The sequence below is a fragment of the Rheinheimera texasensis genome, assembly GCF_964031785.1.
GTDB lineage: Bacteria > Pseudomonadota > Gammaproteobacteria > Enterobacterales > Alteromonadaceae > Pararheinheimera > Pararheinheimera texasensis_A.
In genome coordinates, this window is the sequence record NZ_CAXIRE010000024.1 from 263,443 (window position 1) to 276,824 (window position 13,382).

Sequence of the window (13,382 nt, forward strand, 5' to 3'; positions counted from 1 at the left end):
GCCTTAGTCCTGGCCTGCGGTGCTGCCATCGGCCGCCAGTAAATCACTGTGCTGCATCTGGGCACAAAACCACTGAATAAACTGATTAATCTGTTGCTGCTGCTGGCCGCCGGGCCGGTAGTGCAGCTGATATTGGCCCCAGGGCAGCTGGTAACGCCACTGCAGCAGTGCTTTTAACGTCCCGGCGCGCACCGCGTCGCCAGCGATCCAGCTGTTGCTAAGTGCAATACCTTCACCACTGCTGACCGCTTTGGTCGCCAGTAACGCCAGACTCACCTGCCGTTGTTGCAGCATTGCGGGTGCACTGAGCTGCATCTGCTGACGCCACAGTTGCCAGTCCTGGCCTTGTTCTGAGCTGTACAGCACGGCCTGAAACACCGAAGCCGGGTCCTGTAAATCAAGCTGCTGATACTGCGCCGGACTACAGACCGGGAACCACCATTCCGGCCGTAGCGCGACAGTGGCAAAGCCAGACGGGCAGGGCCAGGTGCCGAGAATCAAATCAAACTGGCCGGCGTCCAGACTGGCGGCATTGGATTCCATGTGTAAAAGCGTTTCGATATGTGGAAAAGCGCTGCGAAAGGCATTTAGCCGCGGTGCCAGAAATTCCACCGCGATTGAGGTCTGCGCCGCAATCGCCAGACGCCGGCCCGGTTGCTGCACTAAATGCTGACAGACTGAACGCATGCGGAAAAAACTCTCCTGCAACACTGAAAATAACGTGGCGCCTTGTTCAGTCAGTGCCAACGGCTGCTGTTTGCGGTTTATCAACACGCAGCCGAGTTGTTGTTCCAGCAGGCGGACCTGATGCGAGATAGCGCTCTGGCTGACAAACAGCTCCTGCGCTGCAGCGCTGAAGCTATGCAAACGGGCGGTGGCTTCAAAGGCCTGCAGTGCTTTCAGGGGTGGTAATATTTGCATAAGCATGAGTCAAATTCATAGTGTGGTGAAATCATATCATTTAAATTCATGCTGTGCGCTTGGCATACTGCGAATAACGAAGCAGTCACGTTGAATCTACCACAGGAGTTTTTACTCATGTCGCAACTATCGATACCAAAGGCCGCCCGCCAGATTGGCGGCGCCGACCCAGCGCAGGTTTTAGCCAGTCTGACCGATATGCGCGAAGGCGTAAGCCCAATAGCGTTACCGGAATATCAGGCCAGAATGCAGCGTGCCTGTGCGCTGATGCGCGAGCAGAATATCGCGGCCTTGTATTTAAATGCCGGCAGCAGCCTGCTGTATTTTACCGGCACCGCCTGGTATGCCAGTGAGCGGCTGGTCGGCGCCATTCTGACCGCAGACGGCGTACTGAAATACATAGCGCCGGTGTTTGAAATTGGCACTTTGTCGGAGTACCAGCAAATCAAAGCCGAAGTTATCGGCTGGGAAGAAGACGAAAACCCTTATCAATTATTGCTCGCGACTTTAGGCAATTTGGGCGTTGCTGCGGATGCGCGGGTGGGGCTTGATGAAAGCTGTGCTTTTTTTATTGTGGATGCGCTGCAGCAACTCGCACCAACAACGCAGTTTATCAATGCGGCTGCTGTAACAGCGGCCTGCCGGCGGCAGAAATCCGCGGCTGAGATCGCCATTATGCAACGGGCCATGGACATGACGCTGACGGTACATCAGGCGGTGGCGCAAATCTTAAAACCCGGCATCAGCACGCTGGAAGTTGAGGCTTTTATCGACGAAGCGCATCGCCGCGTTGGTGCCAGCGGTTCGTATTTTTGTATTGTGCTGTTTGGGGAAGCCACAGCGTACCCACATGGTGTCAAAGACCCGCAATATCTGCAGCGCGGCGATATGGTGCTGATCGATACCGGCTGCCGGCTGCATCATTATGTTTCCGACATTACCCGCAGTTATGTGTTTGGTGAGCCGACCGAGCGTCAGCAGGCCATCTGGAACCTGGAAAAACAGGCGCAGGCGGCCGCTTTTGCCGCCGCTCAGCCCGGAGTGCCTTGTGGTGCGGTCGATGATGCAGCGCGCGCTGTGTTAACTGCAGCAGGCCTTGGGCCAGATTACCGGCTGCCGGGTCTGCCACATCGCACTGGCCATGGTATTGGCTTGGATATCCACGAATGGCCTTATCTGGTGCGCGGCAATGTACTGCCGCTGGCCGAGGGCATGTGTTTCTCCAATGAGCCGATGATTTGTATCCCGGGCGAATTTGGGGTGCGGCTAGAGGATCATTTTTACATGACGCAAACCGGGCCGCGCTGGTTCACTGAGCCGGCGTTTTCCATCACAGATCCGTTTGGCTGGCAGCAGGCTTAACCGCTGCTGTGCAGAAAGGCCGGAAAGTAGTTGGACGGACAGGGAAAAGTCCGGATAATAACCACCAATTTCAGTATTGATTGGAGTCAACATGGATTGGTGGTTGTTAATTCAGGCCTTTATTCTGGGCATTGTCGAAGGTCTGACCGAATTTTTGCCGGTCTCCAGTACCGGCCATTTAATTGTCGTCGGCGATTTAATCGGTTTTCATAATGATGGCAGGGTGTTTGAAATCGCCATTCAGCTCGGCGCTATTCTGGCGATTGTGTTTGAATACCGGCAGCGTTTTATCGGCGTCGCCACCGGCATTGTCAGTGAACCTAAAGCACAGCGTTTTGTGTTAAATCTGCTGGTGGCGTTTTTACCGGCCGCTATCATCGGTTTGATGTTTATCAAAACCATTAAATATTATCTGTTTAACCCGGTGTCGGTTGCCATCATGCTGATTGTCGGTGGCCTGATTATCCTGTGGGCTGAGCGCCGTACCCATCAGGTGCGGGTGCATGATGTTGACGATATGAGTCTGCTGGATGCGTTTAAAGTCGGTTGTGCCCAGGTAGTGTCGATGATCCCGGGCACTTCGCGTTCTGGCGCCACTATTATCGGCGGGCTGTTTATTGGTCTGGACCGCAAAGTCGCCGCAGAATTTTCGTTTTTCCTTGCGGTGCCAACGATGTTTGCCGCCACCTTCTACGATATCTACAAACACCGCGAACTGCTGCAGCTGGACGACGCGCCGATGTTTGCCGTCGGTTTTGTCACTGCCTTTATCAGTGCGCTGCTGGCGGTACGAACTTTAGTGCGTTTTGTCGCGAATCACAGCTATGAGATTTTCGCCTGGTACCGCATTGCCTTTGGTGGGCTGATTTTATTGTCTTGGCAACAGGGCTGGGTCAGCTGGGAATTGCCTGCTTAATCCCGACCAGATAAAAAAGCCGCCCCAATCCGTCGCGATGAGGGGCGGCTTTTTTTATCCTGAAGACAGGCTTTCTCTTTTCAGCTTCAGCATTTCAAAGAAATGCGCCCGGGTCTTTTTCGAGAAGAAGATAAAGAAAAACGAGGCGTAAGCATAAGATATCAGCGTGGCCCAGGCCGCGCCTTCAATACCCATTCGCGGAATAAGCAGGAAGTTCAGCCCCACGTTCAGTAAAGCGCCAACACCATGACTGAGCAGGCTCAGTGGTTCGTTGCCGGTGATAATCAGATGCTGACTGATCAGCGCGCGCACAAAGACAAAACAGCCGGCCCAGACATGAATTTGCAGCACTGTGGTCGAGCCGGTAAATTTCTCGCCATAAGCAAACAACATGATCCAATAAGCGCTGATTGTCATCAGAATCGAAATCACCAGTGCCAGGCCAAAAAACTGCAAGCCACGCCGGCGCAGGATCAACAGGTATTGTGGCCAGCTTTGTTCAAAAGCTTTCAGTAAATCCGGGTAATAACGGGCGGCTAAAGTGACCGGGATCACATACCAAAGTTCTGAGATGCGCGCCACTGCGGTATACTGGCCGGTTGCCGCCACGCCAAGCATACTCTCGATCATCACAGTGTCGATTTTCAGATAAATCACTGAAACAATGCCGGAGACCCAAAGCCAGGATGACCGTTTCAGCAAGGCTTTGCCGGCAGGCCAGTCAAAAAATTGCCAGTGCCAGCGGGCATCATCTGGCGCATAACGGCGATACCAATAATATTGTACGGCGCCGGTGAGCAGAAACTCGATGCCGACAATCAGCAATAAAAAACTAATGCCGTAGCCCTGCAGCAATCCCCAAATCCGCACCATTAAAGTCAACGCCGACACGGCGATCTTGGTCAGCGCCACGGCGCGGAAATGACCGAGGTAGTTTTGTTGATATTCAAACAAAATCAGTGCAAAAAAGCTCTGCAACATAAACAGCATGGCGATTTGCCAAGGACCTGCAGCGAAATAATGCGGATAAAACAGCATAAAACCGGCGATCATCAGCAAGCCAAACACGCCGCCCGCGATGATACGCAGCCAGACGGCGGTCTGCAGAAACTGCATGGCTTTGGCCGGATCACTTTGGCTGCTGGCCATTTTCTGCACCAGATTGTTCATGCCAAGGTTGGTCAGCGGGGCAAGAAAAGCGGTCCAGACCATGACCAGGCCATAGGTCCCAAGCGCTTCGGCGCCTAACATGCGGGCGACCATAAAAGTCACCAACGCGCCGGCGCCTAAACGGAAAAAGCGCTCAATCAATAAAATGACAGAACGCGCCGCCAGTAATTTACGGATTTTGTTTAGCACGTTGTCTGGCTTTATAACGTTTAATGGCACGGGTGATCCGCCAGATGTATTGCAATGACAGCGAATACAACGCAAAAATCAGCAGGAATAACAACAACATCACGAGGTCGGGCACCATCAGGTATTCACCAACGACGCCGATAGTGGCCAGCATCGCGGCCAGGGTGGTAATGACCACCAGTGCCTGACGTGAGTTGAGACCCAGCCGTAAAAAGATATGATGTAAATGTTCGCGGTCAGCCATAAAAGGCGACTGACCTTTGCGGATGCGGCGGATCATTATCGCCACCATATCCATCAGCGGCACCGCAATCACCCACAACGCCGTGACCGGCCTGAAGCTGGCGCTGTCACTTTGACTGCCGATGATCAGCAGCCAAATCACCGACAGGCCAATCAGCATACTACCGGCATCACCCATAAAGATTTTGCCTTTGCCTTTACCGACTAAGTCGAGGTTAAACATCAGGTAGGGGATGAGGGCAAATACCAACACCATCGGCAACACTGCATGTTCGAGTTGGCCGCCAATGCCCATCATCAACGTCAACGAGACAAAACTGACACCGCTCAGCATGCCGGCCAGACCATCGATACCATCAATCATGTTAAAAGCGTTGATGGCGGCAATGACCGCAATTACGGTAAAGGGGATACCGATATAACCGAGGCTGACGGCGCCAAGACCAAACAAATCGCCCAAATCGGCGACATACAGCTGAAGGCCATACATCATCACCAGCGCGATGATCACCTGCGCAATCAGCCGCAGTTTCACGCTTAAATCGAGGAAATCGTCAAAAACACCCAGAATGACGATAGTGCCGCCACACAGCAGATAATACCAATGGGTGTCGCCGGGCAGACCAAAATAACTTAAGGTCAGCGCCACGCCGGTAAAGACCGAAATACCGCCAATCAGCGGAATAGCCCCGACATGTTGTTTACGGCCATGAGGTTTGTCGACCAGACCAATCCGGTTGGCGACCGGGATCAGGATAAAAATGGCCAGCAGAGTTAACACAAATGTGGTGATAAATAACACCATATGTTCGCGCATAAGCAGATCCCGCTATTACATTGTTGTTCTTGTTTTGTTATCGGGCGATTATAGGTGAACAACCCGATGCTGACTATCGGCCTCATGTGAAATCAGCAGCTTAACTGCGCTTTATTTCAGCACTTGGGGTATATGCGTGACAGCACGCTGGCATTTTGGTTGTGACCACCGCCAGTTTGCCAGTATGATCAGCCGACTTTCTGAACTGCAGGTACCATTGATGCTGCAACGCTTGTTAATCCTGACCAATATGGGGCCCAAACCCGCAGCGCCGTTTCAGGGGGTGTTTGTCCGCAATCAGGTCGCGGCACTTGCGGCATTAAACCCGGCTTATTTCCAAATGGAGTGGCAGAATGACAGAATGCCCTGGCGTTTACTGCGTTATCCGGTGTTCTGGGGGCAGTTTGTCTGGCGTTTTGTCTTTAGCCGGCAAAAATTTGACATCATTCATGTGCATTTTTTCTATCCAACCATCTGGCTGGCATTAACCTATCGTTGGTTGCGCAATCCGCAGGTGAAGATTGTGGTCACCTGCCATGGCACTGATATTTACGCCTATCAGCCGGAATCCCGTTGGTATAAAGCTGCAGCCGCGCAAGTTGACCAGTGGATTTTTGTCAGTGAACAACTCCGTCAGCGTTTTTTCCGGCAGGACCTGCGGTCTGAAGTGCTGCCGGCCGGCATCCATCCGGTGTTTGGTGCTGTGCCGGCCTTGGCTTCGACAAACAAAGATATCGATGTGCTGTACGTCGGCACGCTGGATTTGAATAAAGGCATGGACCGGCTGATTGCCTTATTACCGGCATTGGACGGTAAAAGGGTCGTGGTGATTGGTCATGGCCCCTGGCATCAACAACTGCAGGCTGCAGCCAGCCAATATCCCCAGCTGCAGTTAGTCGCGGCAAAGGGTGCAGAGCAATTAAAAGACTATTATCAGCGCAGCCGGGTTTTCGTCAGTCTATCGCGTAACGAGTCTTTTGGTCTGGTGATGACTGAAGCGATGGCCTGTGGCACTCCGGTGGTGGCGACAACAACCGATGGTTCGGCGATGCAGGTGCGGGATGGCACAAACGGCTATCTGGTCAGTGCCGACACAGAGCCGGCGCTGGTGCGTCAGCTGGCCGAAAAAATTCAGTTGCTGTTAAGTTTGCCGGCAGCAGATTACCAGCAACTGCAGCAATCTTGTCAGACCAGTGCTGAGCCTTATCTGCTGGACAAGATCGCAGACCGATTAACTGCAATATATCAGCGGCTGAGCACAGCCCCTGCCGCAAGCCCGGAGTGACAAAGATGCAACAACCTGAAGTAGTCAATGTCGGTGGTCTGGATGTGATGGCATTTGCCAGCATGCAACAGCTGGTGGAATTTATCGTACATGATGATGGCACTGTGTTTGCCGGTTCTGCCATTGCTATCAATCCGGAAAAGGTCATGAAAGCGCGCGAAGATGCCGCGCTGAAAACCATGCTGAATCAGGCTGAGATACGCTATGCCGATGGCATGGGTGTGGTCAAAGTGATGCGAAAAAAATTAGGTCGTCGGGTTGAGCGTGTGCCTGGCTGTGAAACCTGGGAAGCCATTATGTACCGGGCGGCCAGTAAAAAAGTGCCGGTATTTCTGGTCGGTGCCAAACCAGAAGTGCTGCAACAAACCCGCGACAAACTGCTGGCGGCTGGTGTCAATGTGGTTGGTGCGCAGGATGGATACTTCAAAGATGAAGCGGCGCTGTTGAACCAAATCCAGCAAAGTGGCGCCCGTATTATTACCATCGCTATGGGGTCGCCGAAGCAGGAACTGTTGATCGAACGGGCGAAAAAAGTCATTCCTGACGCTTATTTTATGGGCGTGGGCGGCACTTATGATGTGTTTACCGGCAATGTAAAACGGGCGCCTGAGCTTTGGTGCCGGCTCAATCTGGAATGGGCGTATCGCCTGTTGAGCCAGCCAAGCCGGATCAAACGGCAATGGAGTCTGGTGGAATATCTGTGGCTTTATCTGACCGGCAAGTTATAGAATCAAATTGATGAAAGCCTCCTGCCAACCCATTGACTGAGAGCGATATTTTGACAGCTGCAATGCCTGAATCTGCTGGACACCCAGCGCCGCTGATAAGCGTATATATGCCAACCTACAACCGCAGTGAGATGATGCAGCGCGCCGTCAACTCAGTGCTGGCGCAGGATTATCCAAATTTTGAACTGCTGATTGTCGATGATTGCTCGCCGGACAATACCTGGCAGGTGTTGAATGACTTGTATGGCGAACATCCGAAGATCCGTTTGTTCCGGCAGGAAAAAGGTCAGGGTGCTTGTGCCGCCCGCAATATGGCGATCAAAGCGGCGGCCGGTGAGTTTGTCACCGGCATTGATGATGATGACGAATTTCTGCCAAACCGTTTATCCAGCATGATGGCCGCATATGATGACCAATATTCCTGTGTGGTTACCGGCTATTTCTGGGATTATGGCTCAGTGCGTAAAGCCTTATACACCGAACAGAAAATTATCCGTTTGCCCGAAGTGCTGGATGCACATTGTCTATCGAATCAGGCACTGGTGCGGACCAGCCGGATGCTGGCGCAAGGTGGCTTTGATGAAACGCTGGCGGCCTTTCAGGACTATGATATGTGGCTGCGGATGGTCGCAGCTTATGGGCCGGCGTTGCGGCTGGCGGAGCCGACTTATGTGGTTCATGTTGGCCATGAACTCGGTCGTATCACCACATCGCCGAAACGCCTGAACGCGCAGACCCAGTTTGTCGACAAACACCGGCACCTCATGAACGAACGCAATCTGCATAATCAGGCGTTTTACCGGCGCACTATGCAGCAGGAGCCGTTATCGCTTGGCGAATTGCTCAGTTCCTGCCGTTATGGCCTGATGGAAACCAAAGTGCGTTATTACCTGAAACACCGCATGCTGTGGCTGATTAAAGTCAGAAAGCAGCTGTTGTCGAAGGGGATCAAAGGCTTATTCGGACCCAAATGATGTTAGCAACCGAAGTTGAATTCAGTGGCCAGCTGTATCTGGTGATGCGCCGGCTGAAATGGTGGCTGTTAGTCGTGGCTGCTGCCTGTGCATTGGGCGGTGCTTTTTATGCCAAGCAACACCGGTTGGCGGGGAGCAGTCAGGGCCATTTTTCGTTATCCGAAACCCGCGTCAGCCTGCTGGCGAATGATTACCGTACTATCGCGGCCAATACGCAGCTGTTTATCGGCGCGCTGGAAGTGGATGAACTGGCGCGTTTTAGTCTGTTGATGGACAGCAGCGCCGTCTGGTCGCAGTTGTGGCAGGATGCAGCTTGGTGCAAAAGCCAGCCGAAGCTCTGCGCACACAGTGCCGATGAAGCGGTGGCGCTGACCAAAATCTGGCAGCCTGCCTTTTCACAGGAACATAAACGTCGCGGCAATTTGTTGTTTTTCCGCTTAAAGGCGCCAGATGCGACTCAGGCAGAAGCTGTGTTGACACAGTTGATCCGTCAGGCCGAAGCGCTGGACCAGCAAACCCGGCTGCAGAATTTACAACAGCAGCAACAGCAACTGCAGCAAGCGATGGATCAGGCGACCACAGTGGGCGAGCGTTCATTACTGGCGCAGCAACTGGATCAGAATCTGGCGGCGCAGAATTTATGGCGTCAGGGCTATTATCCGGCATTAAAACCGGTCGCCGCCATACAAACACAAGCCGCTAAATCACCTTCGTTGCTGCTAAGTGCAGTCGCGGCCGCTTTATTAGGGACTTTATTGGCCCTGACCCTAGCTCTGTTATTCCTGCGCCGATGAATCACACCGCTGGCCTTGGCGCCCCGCAAAGCCTGTTACTACCTCAGGTCCGCACGCTGGATTTGCTGATCCTGTTGCTGGTAAAAACTTATCTGCTGGTCGATGCGCTGCAAGGTTTTTTGCAGCAGCAGTGGGCGCTCAATCTGTCGTTATCTGCCGGCTATAAATCTGCGCTGATGCTGTTAATGTTGTTGAGCTGTGGCCTGACGATGGGGCGGCGGATCGCGTTATTACCGGCCTTGTTGCTGTTCTTGCTGGCAGGACCGGTGCTGAGTTTTTTCAGCCTGGGGCACAGTGCCGGATTGTCTTATGATATCGGCATGGCACTGAAGCTGGTGGCACCGTTACTCGCAGCCTGGTATTGCTACGGCTTGTGCCAGCGCGATGCGGCGTTGGCGCGGCACAATCTGCATCAGTTGATGTGGCTTGGTTTTGCCATCATTGTCATCAATTTAGTGCTTGGGCGGCTCGGGTTTGGCCTGTCCGCTTATTTGCCGAGCGACTACTTTCCCGATCAGCTGCTTGGATCTAAAGGCTTTTTTAAAGCCACTAACGAGTTATCTGCGTTATTACTGGTATTTAGTGCCTATCTGTTCGCCTGGTACTGGCCACGGCAAAAAGTCATCTTTGCGCTGGTGCTGGGGTTCAGTTTGTTTTGCAGCAGCACTTTGCTGACTAAAACCGGCAATGCCGGTGTGTTGTTATTAGCCGTTTTGATTCCGTTATTACAGGCGAGAGCGCAATGGCTGCCATATCGTCGTTTTATTCAGCTGGCGATGGGCTTAGGCGCAATGCTGTTGTTGCTGCTGGCCTGGCAATTGCCGGCGATCCTGCCTTATCTGCCGCTGTCGGAAAAACAACAATTCGTGCTGGCGCAGCAAGGCGCCATCGGCATTGTACTGTCCAACCGGGACTTGTTTGTCGCTGAGAACTGGTTTTATGTCGTGCGTTATTTTCCTGATTGGCAGCAGTTGCTCGGTGTGGGCAACGCAGGGCTGGCTTTGTACAGCAGCAAGCCGCTCGCTGAAATTGACCCGGCCGATTTGTTTATCTGGTTTGGTGTGGCCGGGCTGAGCTGGTATGCGCTGTGGTTTGCCGGCGTGATCCGCTTGGCGCTTGACGCCTGGCGCCTGGCGCCGCAATCGGTCGCGGCCGGTGTGCTCATGCTGAATATTTTACTGCTGGTGGTGGCCTCGATGGCCGGCCATGTGCTGACCTCTGGCATGCTCTGGATCCCTTGGGGCATGCTGAACGGTGCTTTTTTATTGTGGCAAACGACTGCGGCTCCTGATCCGTCGGAGGCCAACCATGCTGCGCAGTGATTTTGTCCGTAAGCTGATGAGTAACAGCGTGGCGCAGGGCTTAAATTTCGGCTCACGCTGGCTGCTGAATCTGGCGCTGGCCCGGCATTTACTGGAACAGGAATTTGGTGTGTTCAGCTTTATTTATATGCTGGCCAACCTGTTTTTTCCGGCGATTGCCTTTGGTGCCAATTTTTATCTCATTCATCATGCGGCGCAGCAGCGCCACATCAGTCAGTTGTTGCAAAGCTTGCGCATTAGTCTGTTGGTGTTTGCAGTATTGACGCTGGCAAGTGGCTTGTTGCTGTGGTGGACTGACGCGACGCTGTCCTGGACTTTATATCTGCTCAGTTTGTTGATTGGCCTTAGCTGGGCGCTGAATCAGGCCTGTTTCAGCTACTTAAAAGGTGCGCAGCAGTTTGCACTGGAAGTGCGCAGTCAGCTCATCAGTGTGGCGCTGACACTGTTGCTGGTTATTGCAATCTTTGCCGGGTTTTTCAGTGATACCGCACCGGTGTTGTTGCTGATTTTGCTGATCAGTCTGTTTCCACTCATCACTGCGTTACGGGCTCTGCTGCCCGAGTACCGGCACTGGCAGGGTGATGTACAGCAAGACACACCAGGTTTATGGCAACAGCTGAAACAGCGCTTTAGTTATGCCTGGCACGATGTGTTTGCCATTTACCTGACCAATATTCCTTTTGTATTTCTGGCGCTGTTCAGTAGCTTGCTGGCGCTTGGTCAATTTCGTAAAGCCTTTGTATTGTTTATGCCGGTGACTTTATTGCCGGTGGTGTTTTCGCAGGTGCTGCTGGCAAAACTCAGTCACCAGCGCTTGCTGGATGATAAAATCCGTTTGTTTAAGCGGGTATTTTTATACAGTTTTCCGCTATTGAGCCTGCCGTATTTTGTGTTGTTGCTGGCGTGCCCCTGGCTGTATCCCTGGCTGTTAGCCGAGCCACTGAGTGCACAGGCGCAATTGATTTGCACTCTGGTGGTATTGACCTTGTGGCTGACCTTGCTGAAAACCTATTTCGAAGTCTGGATCACGGCGCTGGGTTTAAATAAATGGCGGGCGCTCAGTGTGACTGTGGTGGCGCTATTGGGGTCTGCGGCTTATTTACTGGCGAACAAACAGCTCAGTGCTGAAGTTGTCGCCTGGATTTTCTTCTCCACCAATGCTTTGGCCGTGCTTTCGCTGATGGGGTTGAGTTTGCCGGCAGTGCGTTATTGTCGCCAGCGATGACGCAGAAAACATCAGCGAACTAAATAGAAAAAGGCGGGTTAAACCCGCCTTTTACATGCTTGTCAGTGAAACAGTTGTTATTGACCGACCACGTTGATGACGGTTTTACCGCTGAAATCACAATTGGCAAAAGCTTTGTGTTTGACCAGGATCACGATGATATCGGCCGCCAGACCCTGTTCAATCGACACCAACTGGGCTTTGCTGTTCAGCTTGCTGGTACTTTCCACATTCGGCTCTACCGCCAGGACTTTGCCTTCGTAAGCACCGGCCAGTTTGTTGACGATGTGCAGCGCCGGGCTTTCCCGCAGGTCGTCAATATCCGGCTTAAACGCCAGACCAAAACAAGCCACTGATGGTTTGTTCAGTGCGTGGTTAGCGACCGTGGTCATGACTTTTTGCAGTACCCATTCCGGCTTGAAGTCGTTCACTTCACGCGCGGTGCGGATAATGCGCGCCTGCTCTGGTGCTGAATGCACGATAAACCAGGGGTCGACAGCGATACAGTGACCACCGACGCCGGCGCCAGGGGTCAGGATGTTGACGCGCGGGTGGCGGTTGGCCATCCGGATCAGTTCCCACACATTGATGTTTAACTTGTCACAGATCAGCGACAGTTCGTTGGCAAAAGCGATATTCACATCACGGAATGAGTTTTCCGTCAGTTTTGACATTTCAGCCGTACGCGCATCAGTTTCCAGTAATTCACCGGCGACAAAAGTGCGGTACAGTTGTTTGGCCATCTCAGAACAAGCCGGCGTCAGGCCACCGACGATACGGTCATTGGAGATCAGTTCCTGGACTACTTTGCCTGGTAAAACCCGTTCTGGGCAATAAGCGACGTGGATGTCCGGGCTGTTTGAATCTGTTGGTAAGGTCAGATCAGGGCGGACTTCTTTAATCCATTTGCACATTAATTCAGTGGTGCCTACCGGGCTGGTAGATTCCAGCACGACCAGATTGCCTTTTTGCAGCACTGGCGCAATGGATTTGGCCGCTGCTTCGACGTAAGACAAATCTGGTGATAAATCGTCAAAAAATGGCGTTGGGACTGCGATCATAAATGCATCTGCGGCGGCAGGTTTAGTCTGTGCTGACAGATAACCACCGGTGACTGCTGCGTTGACCAATAAATCCAGATCCGGTTCGATAATATGGATTTTGCCCTGATTGATAGTGTCGACGGCGTGTTGATTGACATCAACACCGATAACCCGCAGTTTGCGCGAGGCCAGCATGGCCGCTGTTGGCAAACCGATATAACCCAAACCGATGACTGAAACAGTCTTTAACATAGCGTCACTCCGATTGTTTGCTATTTTTCGCTTATGGTATCACAGCTTAACGCTGGCGCACGCTGCAGCGCCAGCCTTTGCCTGCATTTTTTCTGCGTAAATCCTGCTTGTTTCTGCAACGGGGCAACTTCATACTAACGC

Annotated in this window: 12 protein-coding genes; 8 read left to right on the forward strand and 4 right to left on the reverse strand. The window is 52.7% G+C overall.

Annotated elements, in window-relative coordinates; translation table 11 throughout:
- Nucleotides 1–3: 3 nt before the first annotated feature.
- A complete protein-coding gene (locus ABNT34_RS19820) occupies nt 4–927 on the reverse strand; it encodes a LysR substrate-binding domain-containing protein (protein ID WP_348734633.1) in 924 nt (307 codons plus the stop codon).
- Between the two features lie 111 nt (nt 928–1,038).
- On the opposite strand from ABNT34_RS19820, the gene ABNT34_RS19825 reads away from it, so the two are divergent.
- Nucleotides 1,039–2,283, forward strand: coding sequence for a Xaa-Pro peptidase family protein (locus ABNT34_RS19825; protein WP_348734634.1), 1,245 nt, complete (start codon nt 1,039–1,041; stop codon nt 2,281–2,283).
- A 91-nt stretch (nt 2,284–2,374) separates the two neighbouring features.
- Entirely contained in the window at nt 2,375–3,199 is an 825-nt protein-coding gene (locus ABNT34_RS19830; RefSeq protein WP_348734635.1) for an undecaprenyl-diphosphate phosphatase, read from the forward strand.
- Nucleotides 3,200–3,253: 54 nt separating this feature from the next.
- Here ABNT34_RS19830 and ABNT34_RS19835 read toward each other — a convergent pair whose 3' ends face one another.
- Nucleotides 3,254–4,588, reverse strand: coding sequence for a flippase (locus ABNT34_RS19835; RefSeq protein WP_348734636.1), 1,335 nt, complete (start codon nt 4,586–4,588; stop codon nt 3,254–3,256).
- Nucleotides 4,539–5,618, reverse strand: coding sequence for a UDP-N-acetylglucosamine--undecaprenyl-phosphate N-acetylglucosaminephosphotransferase (gene wecA / locus ABNT34_RS19840; RefSeq protein WP_348734637.1), 1,080 nt, complete (start codon nt 5,616–5,618; stop codon nt 4,539–4,541). The genes ABNT34_RS19835 and wecA overlap by 50 nt, the downstream gene beginning before the upstream one ends.
- A gap of 136 nt (nt 5,619–5,754) precedes the next feature.
- Here wecA and ABNT34_RS19845 point away from each other — a divergent pair, with 136 nt between their 5' ends.
- The 6 genes from ABNT34_RS19845 (at nt 5,755) to ABNT34_RS19870 (ending at nt 11,946) form a co-directional block, all read left to right on the forward strand.
- Entirely contained in the window at nt 5,755–6,903 is a 1,149-nt protein-coding gene (locus ABNT34_RS19845; RefSeq protein WP_348734638.1) for a glycosyltransferase family 4 protein, read from the forward strand.
- Nucleotides 6,904–6,908: 5 nt separating this feature from the next.
- A complete protein-coding gene (locus ABNT34_RS19850) occupies nt 6,909–7,631 on the forward strand; it encodes a WecB/TagA/CpsF family glycosyltransferase (RefSeq protein WP_348734639.1) in 723 nt (240 codons plus the stop codon).
- A gap of 107 nt (nt 7,632–7,738) precedes the next feature.
- The gene (locus ABNT34_RS19855) at nt 7,739–8,605 is read left to right on the forward strand and encodes a glycosyltransferase (protein WP_348734640.1); all 867 of its coding nucleotides are present in this window, start codon (nt 7,739–7,741) and stop codon (nt 8,603–8,605) included.
- Nucleotides 8,602–9,399 carry a hypothetical protein gene (locus tag ABNT34_RS19860; RefSeq protein WP_348734641.1) on the forward strand — a complete coding sequence of 266 codons (798 nt, stop codon included), beginning with the start codon at nt 8,602–8,604 and terminating at the stop codon, nt 9,397–9,399. The genes ABNT34_RS19855 and ABNT34_RS19860 overlap by 4 nt, the downstream gene beginning before the upstream one ends.
- A complete protein-coding gene (locus ABNT34_RS19865; protein ID WP_348734642.1) occupies nt 9,396–10,721 on the forward strand; it encodes an O-antigen ligase family protein in 1,326 nt (441 codons plus the stop codon). Before ABNT34_RS19860 ends, ABNT34_RS19865 begins: the two co-directional genes overlap by 4 nt.
- Nucleotides 10,708–11,946 carry a hypothetical protein gene (locus tag ABNT34_RS19870; protein WP_348734643.1) on the forward strand — a complete coding sequence of 413 codons (1,239 nt, stop codon included), beginning with the start codon at nt 10,708–10,710 and terminating at the stop codon, nt 11,944–11,946. The genes ABNT34_RS19865 and ABNT34_RS19870 overlap by 14 nt, the downstream gene beginning before the upstream one ends.
- Before the next feature lie 77 nt (nt 11,947–12,023).
- Here ABNT34_RS19870 and wecC read toward each other — a convergent pair whose 3' ends face one another.
- Nucleotides 12,024–13,241: a UDP-N-acetyl-D-mannosamine dehydrogenase gene (gene wecC, locus ABNT34_RS19875; RefSeq protein WP_348734644.1), complete on the reverse strand. Its 1,218-nt coding sequence runs from the start codon at nt 13,239–13,241 to the stop codon at nt 12,024–12,026.
- Between the last annotated feature and the right edge of the window lie 141 nt (nt 13,242–13,382).